Source organism: Phytohabitans flavus (assembly GCF_011764545.1).
Classification (GTDB): domain Bacteria; phylum Actinomycetota; class Actinomycetes; order Mycobacteriales; family Micromonosporaceae; genus Phytohabitans; species Phytohabitans flavus.
On sequence record NZ_AP022870.1, the window covers coordinates 7850542 to 7865665 of the forward strand.

A 15124-nucleotide genomic window follows, 5' to 3' on the forward strand; every position below is an offset into this window, starting at 1 on the left:
TCGTCCTTCACGGCATCTTCACCGCTACGAGGCACTATGGAACACCATGAGCGCGCGGATCCTGGTCGCCGAGGACGACCCCAAGCAGGCCAACCTGATCCGGGTTTACCTGGAGCGGGAGGGCCACAGCGTGCTTGTCGTCGGCGATGGGCGTACCGCGCTGGAGCAGGCGCGCGTGCGCCGCCCCGACCTCGTCGTGCTCGACGTGATGATGCCGCAGGTGGACGGCCTCGACGTGTGCCGCATCCTGCGTGGCGAGTCAGAGGTGCCGATCCTGCTGCTCACCGCTCGCACCACCGAGGACGACATGCTGCTCGGCCTCGATGTGGGGGCGGACGACTACATCACGAAGCCGTACAGCCCGCGGGAGCTGACCGCACGCGTACGCGCGCTGCTACGCCGGGCGGGGGCGGTCACCGCGGGTAACCAGGCCATCCTCAAGGTCGGCGACCTTGAGATCGATCCAGGACGATTCGAGGTACGGGTCGGTGGGCGGCCCATCGTGCTGACCGCGAAGGAGTTCGGGATCCTGGAGGTGCTGGCGGGCGAGCCGGGGCGGGCGTTCACGCGGGCGCAGATCATCGACCGGGCGTTCGGGTTCGACCACTACGTGCTGGAGCGCACGGTCGACGCGCACGTGATGAACCTCCGCCGCAAGATCGAAGAGGACGCCGCCGAACCGCGCTACGTGCAGACCGTCTACGGGCGCGGCTACCGCTTGGCCGAGTCTTGAGTTTTCGCATCCGGGTGCTGGTGCTGGTCACGCTCGTGGCCGTCACCGCCGTGGGCGCCACCGCCTGGATCGTGCTCCGCCAGGCGTCGCAGCAGATCACCGAGTCGGAGACCGCCGACCGCGCGGTGACCGACCAGGTCACGACCGAACTGCTGAAGTACGGGCAGACGCACGGCACCTGGGAGGGCGTGGCGGGCCTCGTCAGCGACCTTGGCGTCAGCACCGGGCAGCGCATCCACCTGGCGACCGAGTCGGGTATCGTGGTGTCCGACACCGACACGCTGAATGGCGTCACCGCCCGGCAGCTCGGCACGTCCACCACGCTCGTCGACCCTCGCCCCCGGATTGACCTGACCGAGGTGACCGAGGCGTTCAGCGTGACGACGAGGTCGGTGGCCCAATACCGCGTGGGTGTACGGTTCGCGGCCTGCCTCAGCCGCCTCGGCTTCTCGGCCGTGAAGGTCGACGGTGCGTTCGGGGTGCCGAGTTTTCAGGCCCGGGACGCCAAGCTCGCCGAGGCGGCCGAGTGCCAGGAACGGTCGGTCGAGTCGCGGCAGGAGGTCGAGTACACACAGCGGCGGATCAGCGCCTGCAAGGAGTCCGGGGTCACCGCTGGGGCGCTGGCGATCTGCCTTTCGCAGGCGTTCACCGAGCTGATCAGCGAGGTGGCCCCGGAGCCGCTGCGGGTCACGCTCGGCTTCGCCGGCGAACCGCGTACACCCCTCTCGGCCGGTCCGATCCTGGCCGCGGCCGCCGGCGTGGCGCTCCTCGCGCTGGCCGGCACCGCGCTGCTCAGCCGCCGCGTGCTCCGCCCGATCGCCAGCCTTACCGCGGCCGCCGGCCGGCTGGGTCGCGGCGATCTCACCAGCCGGGTCGCGGTGGTGGGCAGCGACGAGGTGGCCGAGCTGGGCCGCTCCTTCAACCGCATGGCCGACTCCCTCCAGCGCGGCGAGGAACGGCAGCGCCGGCTGGTCGCGGACGTCGCGCACGAGCTGCGTACGCCGCTGGCCAACCTCCGCGGCTACCTCGAGGCGCTCAAGGACGGCGTGATCGAGCCCGACCCCGAGCTTTTCGCCTCGCTCCACGAGGAGGCGGTGCTCCAGCAGCGCATCGTGAACGACCTCCAGGACCTGGCGCTGGCCGAGGCGGGCACGCTGGCGTACCACCGCACGGTCATCGACATGGCCGAGGTGCTGGAGACCACCCGAGCCGCACACCACGCGGTCGCCGAGTCCGCCGGCGTACAGCTGGTGACCGCGACGCCCGGACCCGCCCAGGTGCACGCCGACCCGGACCGCCTGCGGCAGGTGCTCGGCAACCTCGTGACGAACGCCATCCGCGCGACGTCGGCAGGTGGGAGTGTGACGCTGTCGAGCGCGGTGGACGGTACCGCGGTGGTGGTGCGGGTGGCCGACACAGGGACGGGGATCGCGCCGGAGTCACTGCCGTACGTCTTCGACCGCTTCTGGCGCGCGGACTCGGCGCGCGGACGGCGTACAGGTGGGAGTGGGCTGGGGCTGTCGATCGCCCGCCAGATCGTCACCGACCACGGCGGCACGATCACGGTCGCGAGTCAGCTTGGCGTGGGCACCACGTTCACCATCACGCTCCCCGCCCTCAGGCCCTAGGGTTTCCGGGCGGCTAGGCGTTCGACGATGCCCATGCGGAAGCGGTCGTGACGCTCCACCGTGAAGCCCATCGCCTCGACGTGGCGGATCGGGCGGCGTAGCCAGTGCTCTTCCGCCAGCGGCACGCTCACTCGCTCGACCAGCCACTGCGCCGCGCGCACCGGCCACGGCCCGGCGGCTACGTGGTCGGCCAGCAGGAGCAGTCCGCCAGGGCGGAGGACGCGGTCCATCTCCGCCAGCGCCTTGCGGTCGTCCGGGATGGCGCAGAGGCCGAACGTACAGACCACCGTGTCGTACGCGCCGTCGGGCAGGTCGAGTGCCTGGGCGTTGCCCTCGCGCAGGTCCACCGCACGGCCCAGGTCGGCGGCGCGGCGGCGGGCGAGCGTGAGCATGCCGGGGCTGAACTCGACGCCGGTCAGCCGCACGTCCGCCGGGTAGTGCGGCAGGTTGAGGCCGGTGCCGATCGCGACCTCCAGCACGTCGCCGGTGGCCTGGCGGCACACCCACTGCCGGGTGTCGCCGAAGAAGCGCTGGTCGGCGCGGGTCATGGTGCCGTCGTACGACCCGGACATGCGGTCCCACCGGCGGCGCAGCCGCTCGGTGCGGCGATCCTGCTCGGCCATCGCGGCACCCCCTCTACCGAGAGGCGTACCTCAGATGGGGGCGGGTCCGCAAACGGATCGTGGACAGTACGGCTACCAGCACGGTCGCGAGCAGCGTCGCCAGGATGCCGTGGGTCAGGCCACGGACCAGGTACTCTGTGCCGGTGTGGTCGATCGCGTACGTGCCGATCTCCCGGCTGGACCAGAAGGGGGTCAGCCGCGTGATGGAGTCGGCCGGGTCGATCATCATCTGGAGGCTGATGGTCACCAGGAGGATGAGCGTCCCCTCCAGTTCGCGCGGGACCACCGCGCCGATCAGCAGGCCGAACGGGGCGGCGACCGCCACCGCGAGCACCATCGCCGCGGCCACTGCGCCGAGCCGCACCTGGCCGCCACGGTCGAACGCGATCAGCGCGAAAAACGGCGCCGCGACCGCGAGCCCCAGCACCCACATGGCAAAAAGCCGGCCGAGGTACAGATGGTGGCTGCGGTATCCGGAGAGGCGCAGCCGCGGCTCGATCTGGCGGCTCGTGCCACCGGCGAAGAGTGCCGCCGTGCTCACCGCCCAGGCGAGGCCGAGCAGCACGAAGCGGATCGACTGCCCGACCTGGTCGTGCCGCACCACGTAACAGACGAAGGGAAGAGCGAGGAGCAGCAGGATCACGCCCCGGCGGCGGGACAGCTCACGCAGCGCCATCTCGGCGACGGTCAGGAGCCTCATGCCGCGACCTCCCGCGCGCCGGGCGTCAGGTCGAGCACGTGGTCGACCTGGTCGAGCTGGTTGAGCAGATGGGTGACCACCACGATCGCCCGCCCTTCGTCGCGCCACCGCCACACGTGCTGCCAGAAGTCGAGGTAGGTGCCGCGGTCGAAGCCCTGGTACGGCTCGTCGAGCAACAGCACGTCCGGATCTCCGAGCGTGGCCATCACGAGGTTGAGCTTTTGCCGGGTACCGCCGGAGAGGTGGCGCGCCTGCACATCGCCCGCCGCATCCCAGTGGAGGGTGGCAGCGCCCCCGCGCCCCAGCTGCCGTGACCGGCCGCGGTCGAAGCCACGGCCGGCTCCGACGAGCACGAAGTGCTCCTCCGGGAGCAGGAAGTCGTAGGTGCCGCCCTCCTGCGGGCAGTAGCCCAGCAGCCCGTCGACCAGCACCTCGCCGGAGTCAGGTGAGAGCAGGCCAGCGCAGATGCGCAGGAACGTGCTTTTGCCGCAACCATTCGCCCCCACCACCGCGGCCACCTCACCGGCGTGGACGGTCAGGTCCGTGGGCTTGAGGACGGTGCGTCGCCCGTACCTCTTGGTGATCTGGCTGGCCCGTAGCCGCACGCGGCCCCTTGGGCGTCGGGGTTGGCGGCGCTGGCTCGCCAAGCTCTCCGCGACGGCGGCCGCGTATCCCTCCGGCGTGCCGAACGCCCGCAGCGCCGGCTGCCCACTGTCGCGCAGGTGCGCGGCGGCCTCGGCGACCACATGGTGCGTCACATCCGGCGTGAACCGGTGCCGGGCGAGCTCCTGGCCGAGCGCGTGCAGCCATCGCTGATCGCTCATGCCTCGCTCGGTCATGGGCTGGTCACCTCTTCCATCAGCAGGGCGTCGACCCGGCCGGCGAAGCTCCGCCAGTCCGTCGACAGGCGGCGCACGGCCTCCTCGCCCGACGGGGTGAGCCGGTAGTACTTGCGCGCAGGGCCGGCCTCGCCGTCACGCCAGTGGGCCGCGACGAGGCCGGTGCGCTGAAGCCGCAGGAGAACGGGGTAGAGCGTGCCGCCCTGGATCTGACCGAGCCCCGCCCGGTCGAGTGCCTGGGCGAGCTCGTACCCATACGACTCGCGGCGGGCCAGCAGCGCGAGCACGCAGACGTCGAGCACGCCGCGCAGCCACTGCCCCCGCCGCTCCTGATCCACGCCGGAGAAGGTAGCACAGCTATCTAGATGGCACTGCCATCTAGCGGGCGCCAATCGTCCGGACCGGTGAGGAGCGCGCGGACGGCCTCGTACGCCTCGTCCTCGCTGTCGTACTCATAGAAGCGGGACACGCCCTCGGCCCCGCCCGCGCGCTGCTCCACGAACCACTGGTCGGCGTCCGCGCGCAGGTACACATCCCGGCGCGCGAGCCGCCCCCATTTGCCGTTCCACCAGTGCTTTCGCTGTTCCATCGGGGCACTGTATAGAACAGACGTTCGACTATCGCTGGCCGGGTCGATCTCTGTTGACGAGGTTGTCGAGGGCACCGCGCTGCTGCTCGGGTACCCGGTTGGAGAGGAGTGCGTCGCGGATCTCGGTGAGGAGCTTGATCTCCTCGCTGGGGGCGGCGGGCGGGGGCTCCTCGCCGCGGCGGCGGCGCTCGGCGAGCCTGTTCATCGGCACTACGACGAAGAAGTAGAGCGTCGCGGCGGTGAGGAAGAACGCGATCCCCGCGTTGATGAACGCCGCCCAGTCGAACGCCACGCCGCGGATGCGCACCGCTCCGGCCGTGATGCCTTCGCCGCCCGAGATGACCCGCACCAGCGGCTCGAGGAACGACTTGGTGAACTGGGTCACCAGTCCGGTGAACGCCGCGCCGATCACGATGCCGACCGCGAGGTCGACCACGTTGCCGCGCATGATGAAGTCTTTGAAACCCTTGAACATGCCCAGCACCGTAGTGGTATCGGCGTCATACCTCCAGAAATGCCCCAGCCTCGGCGGCCGCCCGTGTCGGATCTCCGGCCCGGATCGCGTTGACGAGGCTGTCGTGCTCGACCCGGTGCTCGGGGCGCAGCTCGTCGCCCACGCAGGTGGCGATCGAGGCACGCAGCATGGCCGCCCCGAACGAGGCGTAGAGCTCGGCCAGCATCGCGTTGTGCGCGGCCGCGACGATCGCCGTGTGCAGCACGGCGTCGGCCTCGACGAAATCATCGACGCGGCCTGACCGCCACGCGGCCTCGCGGTCGGCGAGCGCGCCGTCGAGCGCCGCCATGTCTTCCGCGGTACGGCGCATCGCCGCCAACCGAGCCGCCTCGACCTCGAACGCGCGGCGCACCTCGACTGCCTCGGCTTGCTGCGCGCCTGCCAGCCGACGGCTTACCGCACCGGTCATCTCGTCGGCGGAAATCACATAGGTGCCCGAGCCCTGGCGGCACTCCAGCACCCCCGCGTGCACCAGCGCTCGCACCGCCTCGCGAACCGTATTGCGCCCGACGCCCAGCGCCTCGACCAGCTGCGGCTCGGTCGGGATGCGGCTGCCCACCGGCCAATCGCCGCTGGCGACCTGCTCGCGGAGCTGGTCGATCACCTGCCGGACCAGCGTCGGCCGCGAACGCGGGCCAGCGGTATCGCGGCGGCTGGCCGTCTCCCGGGCGGTGCCCGCCTCGGGAGCTGCGACAAGTGGCATCGCTTACATCACCCGACCATAAATCATCCCATGATTTTAGGATGGTTGTCGTGGCTCCGCCAGCATCGACACTCAGCGCTTCCGTTCCCGCCGCCGTCGACATCGCACCGTCCAACCGGACGAAGGGCGCCGCCCTCGTCCTCGTCGGCATCCTGCTCGTCGCCCTCAACCTGCGTGTCGCGATCACGAGCCTCGGCGCCCTCCTGGAGGAGGTGCGCACCGGCCTGCACCTGTCCGGCGCGATGGCCGGTGTCGTGACGACGATGCCGACAATCGCGTTCGCCGCCTTCGGCGCGATGGCGCCGTGGCTGGTGCGCCGCTTCTCGCCGGGCCGTGTGGTGGTCGCCGCCATGGTCGCGCTGCTCGCGGGTGAGGTGGTGCGGGTCGCCACGGGCTCCACGGCCGTCTTCATCGCCACGAGCGCGCTGGCCCTGGCCGGCATCGCGGTCGCCAACATCCTGCTGCCGCTGCTGGTGCGGCAGCACTTCCCAAACCGGACCGGGCTGGTCACCGGTGCGTACACGGTCTCGCTGACCGCCGGCGCCTCGGTGGCCGCCGCCTCCGCCGTGCCGATCGCGGACGCCTTCGGCTCGTGGCGGGCCGGGCTGGGCGCGTGGTCTGTGCTGGCCGTGATCGCGGTACTGCCATGGCTGCCCGCGATCTTCCGCCGTACCTCCGTGCACACGGCCACCCCGCCGCTGACCCGCCGGGTGCGCCCCGCACGTACCCGGGTCGGCTGGGCGATGGCGATCTACTTCGGGGCGCAGGCGCTGAGCGGGTACGCCACGATGGGCTGGCTCGCCCAGCTCTTCCGCGACTCCGGCTATCGCCCGCAGACGGCCGGCCTGCTGCTCGCCGGCGTGACCGCGGTGGGCATCCCGGTGGCGCTTGTGATGCCGGCACTCGCGATGCGGCTGCGCAACCTGCGCCCGCTGGTGCTGGCACTGTCGGCCTTAATGATCGCCTCGTACGTGGGCCTCGCCCTCGCCCCGCACGGCGGCGCCGTCGCGTGGGTGGTGCTGCTCTCGATCGGCCAGGGCTCGTTTCCGCTCGTGCTGGTGACGATCGGACTGCGGGCGAGGACGCCCGAGGGGACCGTGGCACTGTCCGCCTTCGCCCAGAGCGTCGGCTACCTGATCGCCGCACTCGGCCCACTCGTGGTCGGCACGCTCTACGAGGTCACCGGCGGCTGGGACCTGCCGATCGGCTTCCTCATCGCTGCGGCGCTCGTCCAGACGGTGGCTGGGCTTGCGGTCGCCCGCCCGAGGTTTGTCGAGGACTGACGCCCGTCCGTCTGGGCCCGGTCCCTTTCGTTGGGCCCGGGCCCGGTCCGGCGGAGGGCGTTGGACCGGGGCCCGGGTGGCCTGCGGGTGTGGCCCGGGCTTACGGGGTGGGCGGGGCGCTCGGGCGCAGGACCGCGCACGCCTCGATTGCTGCGGCGACCTTGGGGTCGGTCGTGCTCGGGTTGGCACCCAGGTCGACGCCGCGGTCGGACAGGCAGTTGCGATAGGCGGCGCCGGCCTCGCGATTGGCCCCGCCACCCGGCCCGCCGGCTGGTCCGCCAGTCGGCCGCAGCGACGCGCAAGCCTCCTGGGCCTTTTGCCAGGTCGCGTCGTCGACGCCCTCCGGCCGGAAACCGCCCATCCGCCCGCCAGGCGGCGCGCCCGACGGGAACGCTGTGGGGGCGCCCGATGCCAAGGCGGGCGGGCGCCCGGACGGGAAGTCGCTTGGCCGGCCCGACGGGAAGCCGCCCGGCCGCCCGGACGGCATCGCCTGGATGTCGATGCCCTGCTCCCGAAGGCAGTCCAGATAGGCCGAGGCGCCGCCCGGTGCACCTTGCTGGCCCTGGTCGGACTCTCCGGAGTCGCCGTCCGAACCGCACCCCGCGGCGAGGAGTAGGGCCGCCGATCCGGCTGCCAGCGCGAGGGTCCAATGCGTGCGCAGAGACACAGGTCCTCCATCCTTGGTCGTGCCGCGGGCCTTGGGGACTCCGCGGCACGCGGGCTCATGCAACCGCGACTACCTCCACGCCGCGTCAGGCGAAGCTCGGAGAACGCTTCAAATCGACTTTGAGCAAACTCCGAGGTACGGCTCAGCCGCCTGCGAGGTGAATCGCTGAGACTCGCGGCTCATGGGCGTTCGCCGGAAGAGATGGCGTGGTCGCACGCGGTTTGCCGTGGGTGGCCTCGTCGTGCTGGTCGTCGTGCTGACCTCTGCGGGGGCATACGCATTGACCGGTGGTGAGCCGGCGCCGTCCGCCAAGAGCGATACAGCGCGGGTCGACCGGGGTGACGTGGCCACGGCGGTTGCGACGACAGGTTCGCTCGAGCCCGCGCAGACGCGGACGCTCGGCTTCGCTGCCGACGGCACGGTGACGTCGGTCAAGGTGCGGCCGGGCGACCAGGTGAAGACCGGCCAGGTGCTCGCCGAGATCGACGCCACCGACGCGCAGGAGCGGGTCGACGACGCCCAGGACGCACTTGACGAGGCCGAGGAGGCGCTCGACGAGGCGGAGGAGTCGGCCGACAGCGAGACGAGCACCTGTGCCGTCTCCGCCGCCCTGTCGCAGGAGGCGGTGCCGGTCGTCCTGGTGGCGGGCGGGTCGACGACGCCCTCACCGACGCCGTCCTCCTCGCCGAGTGGCCAGCCGTCCCCGTCCCCGTCTCCCTCGCCGTCCCGGTCGACCCAGCCGTCACCGAGCCAGCCGCCGCGCTCCAGCGCGCCGCCAGGGCCCAGCGGTGGGTCGGCGCCGGGCGGCGGCCAGCCGGGCGGCGGGGCCAGCTCCGCCTGCCCCGGTGGCGCCGCCCGAGGCGGCGATCCGGTGTTCACCGCCCAGCAGCGGGTAACGAGCGCCGAGCTCGCGCTAGCCGAGGCGAAGGACCAGCTGGCCGGGACGAAGATCACGGCTCCCATCGGCGGCAAGGTGCTCGAGGTGGCCGGCAAGGTGGGCTCCGAGGTCGGGGCGGGTAGCACGTTCGTGTCGCTGGCCGACGTGGCCGGCATGCAGGTGGCGGCCGACTTCCCCGAGGCCGACGCGGGCCACCTCGAGATGGGTCAGACCGCGACGGTGACGCTGGCCAACCGGCCGGGCGAGGAGTTCGCCGCCCGAGTCGTGCGGGTCAGCCCGGTGGGTGCCGCCGACGGCAACATGGTGCGATATGGCGCGGTGCTCGCGTTCGAGGAGGTTCCGGCGGAGCTTCTCGTGGGGCAGAGCGCGGGCGTCCGGGTCAAGACGAGCGAAGTCACCGGCGTGCTGCGGGTGCCCTCGACGGCTGTTCGGGCCGAGGGGACGGTCGTCGTGCGGACGGCGGCGGGAGATGAGTCCCGTACCGTGGAGGTCGGCCTGCGTGGCGACCAGTTCACCGAGATCAAGAGCGGACTCATCGACGGTGATGAGGTAGTCATAGCTGGTGCCTAGGAAGTTCCCAGCGAACTCTGAGGCAGTTCCCGTAGAAGTGTGACGTGGCTGGCCGTTTGACCCGGGTGCTCGTCGTGGACGACGAGCCCAACATCTGCGCTCTGCTCTCCGCGACGCTGCGGCTCATCGAGTTCGAGGTGCGCGTGGCGAGCAGCGGACACGAGGCGCTGGCCACGGCCGTCGAGTTCGAGCCCGATCTGGTGGTGCTCGACGTGATGCTGCCCGACCTCGACGGGTTCCAGGTCGCGCAGCGCCTGCGGGCAGGCTCGGGTCCGGGCGTGCCGGTGCTGTTCCTGACCGCGCGGGACGCGGTCGAGGACCGCATCTCCGGGCTGACCGTCGGCGCCGACGACTACGTGACCAAGCCGTTCAGCCTGGAAGAGGTCGTGCTCCGCATCCGGGCGATCCTGCGCCGCAGCCGCATCGAGCCGGATGGCGATGGCGACAGCGGTGTCCTGCGCTACGCCGACCTGGAGCTCGACGAGGACGCGCACGAGGTGCGCCGTGGCGGGCGACTTGTCGACCTCTCGCCGACCGAGTTCAACCTGCTTCGTTACCTGCTCGTCAACGCCGGGCGGGTGGTGAGCAAGGCGCAGATACTCGACCGTGTGTGGAGCTACGACTTCGGCGGCGACGGTCGGATCGTCGAGTCGTATGTGTACTACCTGCGCAAAAAGATCGACTGCTGGGAGCCGCCGCTGATCCACACGGTGCGCGGCGTCGGTTACGCGCTCCGCCTGCCCCGGGCCCCGGACGAATGAAGATGCCGCCGAAGTGGCGGCACTGGACGCTCCGGTCCCGCCTCGTCCTCGTGGTGGCCGCGCTCAGCGCGGTCGCTCTCGTCGCGTCCAACGCGGCCGGCATCCTGCTCCTGAAGCAGTACCTGACAGACCAGATCGACGACCAGCTCACCGGGATGAGCCGCATGGCGGCCGATCCCCTGCCGCCGATCCGGGTGCGCCTGAGCGACGGGTTTCCGCGCGGCAGCTTCGACCTGTACCGGACGATCCTGATCTTCGATGCACAGGGCAACCAGTCGCCGCCCCAGGGCGCCTATGTGGTCGAGATATCGCCGCCCGAGGTCGGTTCGTTCGAGGAGCTGCGCGAGCGGGCCGGCGGTGAGCCGTTCACAGTGGAGTCGGCCGACGGTGAGGACCACTGGCGCGTGGCGGTGGTCGAGCGCCCCGACGGCGGTGTGGCCGTCCCGGCCGTCTCGTTGCGGCAGGTCGACGCCACCGCCGACCTGCTGCTGGTGATCGACCTGGTCGTGATGTTCATCGTGCTGTTCCTGCTCGGGCTTGTCGCGGCCTCGGTGGTGCGGATCGGCCTGCGCCCGCTGACCCGGATGGAGACCACCTCGACCGAGATCACGGCGGGCGACCTGACCCGCCGCGTCGACGATGCCGACCCGCACACCGAGTCGGGCCGGCTGGGCATCGCGCTCAACTCCATGCTCGACCGGATCGAGTCGGAGGTCGCCGCCCGTAGGGCGTCTGAGCAACGCATCCGGCAGTTCGTCGCGGACGCGTCGCACGAGCTGCGCACCCCGCTCACGTCGATCCGGGGCTTCGCCGAGCTGTACCGTCGCGGCGGCGCCCCATCCGGCCCTCTGCTGGACGAGACGATGTCCCGGATCGAGGCGGAGGCCGCGCGGATGGGGCTGCTCGTCGAAGACCTGCTGTTGCTCGCCAAGCTGGACCGCCAGCGCGAGGCGCAGCGGCGACCGGTCGACCTGCTCGCGATCGCCGCCGACACGATCCGCGACGCGCATGCCCGGCGCCCCGACCGGCCGGTGCGGCTGGCCAGCTTCGGCGGAGACCAGTGCGGCTTCGAGCCGGTCACCGTACTCGGCGACGAGCACCGCCTCCGCCAGGTCGCCACCAATCTCGTGGCCAACGCGCTCCAGCACACCCCGCCGCAGGCGGACATCACGGTGCGGGTGGGGCGGCTCGGTGGATACCGGCCGCATCGCTCCACCGCCGCCGCGGTCGGCGACGAGCCGCCCCGCCGGGTGCCGGTCGCGGTGTTGGAGGTCGCCGACACCGGGCCGGGCGTGCCCGCCGAGCACGCGGGGCGGATCTTCGAGCGGCTCTACCGGGCGGACCAGAGCCGCGCCCGGCGCAATGGCGGCTCGGGGCTGGGCCTGTCGATCGTCGCGGCGATCGTGAGCAGCCACGGCGGCCGGGTTGAGCTGGAGACCGCGCCGGGGCAGGGATCCGCCTTCCGGGTGTTGCTGCCTACGGGTTCCCAGTCAGCTTTGAGGTAGCGCAGGGCTGGCTCCGAGCCGCCTCCTCCAAGCTTTCGCGCATGCGCCGCTCTCTTCCGAGGTTGGGCCTGTCCCCGGCTCTGCTAGTCAACGTTGTGCTCGCGCTGGCCGTCGCCGGCGCCGCGACGTGGGCTTATACGTCGTTTGCCAGCGCCGAGGCAGCCGAAACGGGCGGGGGCAGCAGCCGGACCGTCCCGGTCACCCAGGGCACCGTCACCGCCACGGTCTCCGCGTCTGGCACCGTGCAGAGTGCTTCCACGGCGTCCGCCTCGTTCGAAACCTCCGGCACGGTCACCGAGATCCACGTCCAGGTCGGTGACAAGGTGACCAAGGGCCAGGTGCTGGCCAAAGTGGACGACAAGGCGGCCCAGCGACAGCTCGACGCCGCCGAGGCCAACCTCGACGCCGCCCAGGCCGCGCTCGACCGCGCCGAGGAGGCCGACAGCGACACGTCCGAGGCGGAGGCCCAGGTCGACCAGGCCGAGCTCGACGTCTCGGAGGCCGAGGACGGCGTCGCGGGCACCACGCTCAAGGCGCCGATGGCTGGCACGGTGACCGCGGTAAGCGGCACGGTGGGCAGTTCGGCGTCGGGCAGCGGATCGAGCGATGGTGGCAGCGGGCCGGGCGGCGGGAGCAGCGGCGGCTCCGATTCGGATTCCTCGTCCTCGGGTTTCATCCAGATCGAGGACCTCACCCGGCTGGAGGTGTCCGCCTCGGTCGCCGAGGCCGATGCCACCAAGCTCAAGACCGGGCAAGCCGGCACCGTGACGTGGAATGCCTTGCCCGGCGCCGAGGCCGCGGCCAAGCTCGCCGCCGTCGATCCCAACGCGACCTCGGAAAACAACGTCGTGACGTATGGGGTGACGTTCACGCTCGACGAGCTGCCCGACGGGGTGCGCGCTGGACAGAGCGTCGAGGTGTCGGTGACGGTGGGGCAGGCCGACAACGTGGTTTATGTCAACTCGGCGGCGCTCACGAGCGTCGGCAATCGCCATACGGTGACCGTGCTGGAGGGCGGGCAGCAGGTCGTCCGTGCTGTGGAGATCGGGCTGGAGGGCGACAGCTCTACGGAGATCAAGTCGGGTCTCACAGTAGGCGAGCAGGTGGTGATCAATATGCCCACCACATCGTCCAACCAGGGCCCGTTCCCCGGTGGTGGCTTCCCCGGTGGTGGGTTTCCAGGCGGCGGCGGTGCGCCGGGTGGCGGCGCGCGGCCCGGGGGTGGCCGGTGAGCGTCCTGGACGTGCGCGGCGTCACGAAGGTGTATGGCGACGGCGCCGCTACTGTGCACGCCCTGCGCGGGGTCTCGCTCAGCGTCGAGGGGGGTGAGTATGTCGCGATCATGGGCTCGTCCGGATCCGGCAAGTCCACTTTGATGAACATCCTCGGGTGCCTCGACATCCCCTCCGCTGGGCAGTACCTGCTCGACGGCGTCGACGTGAGCCGGCTCAACGACAGGCAGCTCGCGTTGGTGCGCAACAGGCGGATCGGCTTCGTCTTCCAGTCGTTCAACCTGATTCCTCGTACGAGCGCGCTGGCCAATGTGGAGCTTCCGCTGGCGTATGCGGGGGTCAAGACGGCCGAGCGGCGGCGCCGGGCGCGGGTCGCGCTGGACATGGTCGGGCTCGCCGATCGGGCTGACCACGATCCCAACCAGCTCTCCGGTGGCCAGCAGCAGCGGGTCGCGGTAGCCCGGGCGCTGGTGACCGAGCCCGCGCTGCTGCTCGCCGACGAGCCCACGGGCAATCTCGACAGCCGGTCCACAGAGGACATCCTCGGCATCCTCGACGACCTGCATGCCGCCGGCCGCACGATCCTGCTTATCACCCATGAGGAAGACGTGGCCGCGCGGGCCAGCCGCCTGATCCGGCTTTTCGACGGCCGGATCGCCTCCGACGTCCAGCAGGAGCGGGTGCTGACATGAGCGTCTTCGAGGTACTGCGCTTCGCCGTACGCGGCATAAGCGCCAACAAGCTCCGCTCCGGCCTCACCATGCTCGGCATCCTGATCGGCGTGGCCGCCGTGATCCTGCTCGTCGCGGTCGGCAACGGCTCGGCGCAGCAGGTCGCCGAGCGGATCGAGGCCCTGGGCACCAAGACGCTGACCGTGCAGGGCGTTGGCGGCGGTAGCGTGCTCACCCACGAGGTGGCCGAGGCGCTCGACGACCCCGTGCTCGCACCGGACGTCACCTCGGTGTCGCCCGTGGCCAGCACTCAGGCCACGCTCACCTACCAGGGCACAGACCACTCGGTGCAGCAGTTCGTCGGCAGCTATCCGAGCTACTTCGGCGCGTCCAACTCGCCGGTGGGCACCGGGTCTGCCTTCACTGAGGACGACCTGAAGCAGGGGCGCCGCGTCGTGGTGATCGGGCAGACGGTGGCGGAGGAGCTGTTCCCGGGCGTCGACCCGGTCGGCGAGGAGATCACCGTGAGCGGCGCACTCTTCACCGTGGTGGGCGTGCTCGACGAGAAGAGCAGCGCCTCCGGATTCCTCGACGCCAACGACCTGGCGATCGCGCCGCTCACCGCCGTGCAGCAGGCGCTTACCGGATACGGCCCGTACAACTCGATCATCGTCGAGGCCCAGTCGTCGGAGAAGGTGGCCGACGCCCAAGCCCAGGTCTCCCTCATCCTGTCCCAGCGGATCGAGACGTCCGGCTCCTCGGCGACCCAGCCCTACCGCATCCAGAATGCGTCGCAGCTGCTGGAGACCCAGACCGAGACCGCGGACACGTTCACCACGCTGCTCGGCGCGGTGGCCGGCATCAGCCTGCTGGTCGGCGGCATCGGCATCACGAACATCATGCTTGTCACGGTGACCGAGCGGACCCGCGAGATCGGCATCCGCAAGGCGCTAGGCGCACCCCGGCGGGTGATCCTGACCCAGTTCCTCGCCGAGGCGACGATGCTGAGCCTCTTAGGCGGCGGCTTAGGCGTGGCCGCCGCGCTCATCGGCAGCAATTTCACGATCGTGGGCGTAAAGCCGGTGATCGTGCCCAGCTCGATCGCGCTCGCCCTGTGCGTTTCGGTCGCGATTGGTCTGTTCTTCGGCAGCGTGCCGGCCAACCGTGCCGCCGGCCTGCGCCCCATCGACGCCCTCCGCTACGAGTGA

At 71.1% G+C, this 15124-nt stretch carries 17 protein-coding genes; 9 read left to right on the top strand and 8 right to left on the bottom strand.

From position 1 onward, the window contains the following. Positions 1 to 46: 46 nt before the first annotated feature. Together Pflav_RS34705 and Pflav_RS34710 are read left to right on the top strand one after the other, a co-directional pair. Positions 47 to 733, top strand: coding sequence for a response regulator transcription factor (locus Pflav_RS34705; protein WP_173040946.1), 687 nt, complete (start codon positions 47 to 49; stop codon positions 731 to 733). Beyond that, positions 730 to 2361: a sensor histidine kinase gene (locus tag Pflav_RS34710; RefSeq protein ID WP_173040947.1), complete on the top strand. Its 1632-nt coding sequence runs from the start codon at positions 730 to 732 to the stop codon at positions 2359 to 2361. The genes Pflav_RS34705 and Pflav_RS34710 overlap by 4 nt, the downstream gene beginning before the upstream one ends. Here Pflav_RS34710 and Pflav_RS34715 read toward each other — a convergent pair. From Pflav_RS34715 to Pflav_RS34745, 7 genes are read right to left on the bottom strand one after another with little or no spacing between them, the layout of a single operon-like run. Next, complete coding sequence (locus tag Pflav_RS34715; RefSeq protein ID WP_173040948.1) at positions 2358 to 2984, bottom strand: class I SAM-dependent methyltransferase; 627 nt, start codon at positions 2982 to 2984, stop codon at positions 2358 to 2360. The genes Pflav_RS34710 and Pflav_RS34715 overlap by 4 nt on opposite strands. Before the next feature lie 13 nt (positions 2985 to 2997). Beyond that, entirely contained in the window at positions 2998 to 3684 is a 687-nt protein-coding gene (locus Pflav_RS34720; protein WP_173040949.1) for a hypothetical protein, read from the bottom strand. Further along, positions 3681 to 4508: an ATP-binding cassette domain-containing protein gene (locus Pflav_RS34725; RefSeq protein WP_173040950.1), complete on the bottom strand. Its 828-nt coding sequence runs from the start codon at positions 4506 to 4508 to the stop codon at positions 3681 to 3683. The genes Pflav_RS34720 and Pflav_RS34725 overlap by 4 nt, the downstream gene beginning before the upstream one ends. Before the next feature lie 11 nt (positions 4509 to 4519). After that, positions 4520 to 4861, bottom strand: a complete 342-nt coding sequence (locus Pflav_RS34730; RefSeq protein ID WP_173040951.1) for a PadR family transcriptional regulator — start codon at positions 4859 to 4861, stop codon at positions 4520 to 4522. 23 nt (positions 4862 to 4884) lie between these two features. After that, positions 4885 to 5112 carry a hypothetical protein gene (locus Pflav_RS34735; RefSeq protein ID WP_173040952.1) on the bottom strand — a complete coding sequence of 76 codons (228 nt, stop codon included), beginning with the start codon at positions 5110 to 5112 and terminating at the stop codon, positions 4885 to 4887. Positions 5113 to 5140: 28 nt separating this feature from the next. Continuing rightward, on the bottom strand, positions 5141 to 5587 hold the full coding sequence (mscL, locus tag Pflav_RS34740) for a large conductance mechanosensitive channel protein MscL (protein ID WP_173040953.1): 447 nt from the start codon (positions 5585 to 5587) through the stop codon (positions 5141 to 5143). Between the two features lie 25 nt (positions 5588 to 5612). Beyond that, the gene (locus Pflav_RS34745; protein WP_173040954.1) at positions 5613 to 6329 is read right to left on the bottom strand and encodes a FadR/GntR family transcriptional regulator; all 717 of its coding nucleotides are present in this window, start codon (positions 6327 to 6329) and stop codon (positions 5613 to 5615) included. Between the two features lie 41 nt (positions 6330 to 6370). Here Pflav_RS34745 and Pflav_RS34750 point away from each other — a divergent pair, with 41 nt between their 5' ends. Continuing rightward, positions 6371 to 7612, top strand: coding sequence for a CynX/NimT family MFS transporter (locus Pflav_RS34750; protein WP_173040955.1), 1242 nt, complete (start codon positions 6371 to 6373; stop codon positions 7610 to 7612). A gap of 100 nt (positions 7613 to 7712) precedes the next feature. Here Pflav_RS34750 and Pflav_RS34755 read toward each other — a convergent pair whose 3' ends face one another. Further along, entirely contained in the window at positions 7713 to 8279 is a 567-nt protein-coding gene (locus tag Pflav_RS34755; protein ID WP_232072255.1) for a hypothetical protein, read from the bottom strand. 226 nt (positions 8280 to 8505) lie between these two features. Here Pflav_RS34755 and Pflav_RS34760 point away from each other — a divergent pair, with 226 nt between their 5' ends. From Pflav_RS34760 to Pflav_RS34785, 6 genes are read left to right on the top strand one after another with little or no spacing between them, the layout of a single operon-like run. Next, on the top strand, positions 8506 to 9747 hold the full coding sequence (locus tag Pflav_RS34760) for an efflux RND transporter periplasmic adaptor subunit (protein WP_232072257.1): 1242 nt from the start codon (positions 8506 to 8508) through the stop codon (positions 9745 to 9747). Between the two features lie 44 nt (positions 9748 to 9791). After that, a complete protein-coding gene (locus Pflav_RS34765; RefSeq protein ID WP_173040957.1) occupies positions 9792 to 10508 on the top strand; it encodes a response regulator transcription factor in 717 nt (238 codons plus the stop codon). Positions 10509 to 10510: 2 nt separating this feature from the next. Continuing rightward, positions 10511 to 12013 (top strand): sensor histidine kinase, encoded by a 1503-nt coding sequence (locus Pflav_RS34770; RefSeq protein ID WP_377307584.1) that lies wholly within the window; start codon positions 10511 to 10513, stop codon positions 12011 to 12013. A 41-nt stretch (positions 12014 to 12054) separates the two neighbouring features. Continuing rightward, positions 12055 to 13245 (top strand): efflux RND transporter periplasmic adaptor subunit, encoded by a 1191-nt coding sequence (locus tag Pflav_RS34775; protein WP_173040959.1) that lies wholly within the window; start codon positions 12055 to 12057, stop codon positions 13243 to 13245. After that, positions 13242 to 13937, top strand: a complete 696-nt coding sequence (locus Pflav_RS34780) for an ABC transporter ATP-binding protein (protein ID WP_173040960.1) — start codon at positions 13242 to 13244, stop codon at positions 13935 to 13937. The genes Pflav_RS34775 and Pflav_RS34780 overlap by 4 nt, the downstream gene beginning before the upstream one ends. Beyond that, a complete protein-coding gene (locus Pflav_RS34785) occupies positions 13934 to 15124 on the top strand; it encodes an ABC transporter permease (RefSeq protein WP_173040961.1) in 1191 nt (396 codons plus the stop codon). Before Pflav_RS34780 ends, Pflav_RS34785 begins: the two co-directional genes overlap by 4 nt.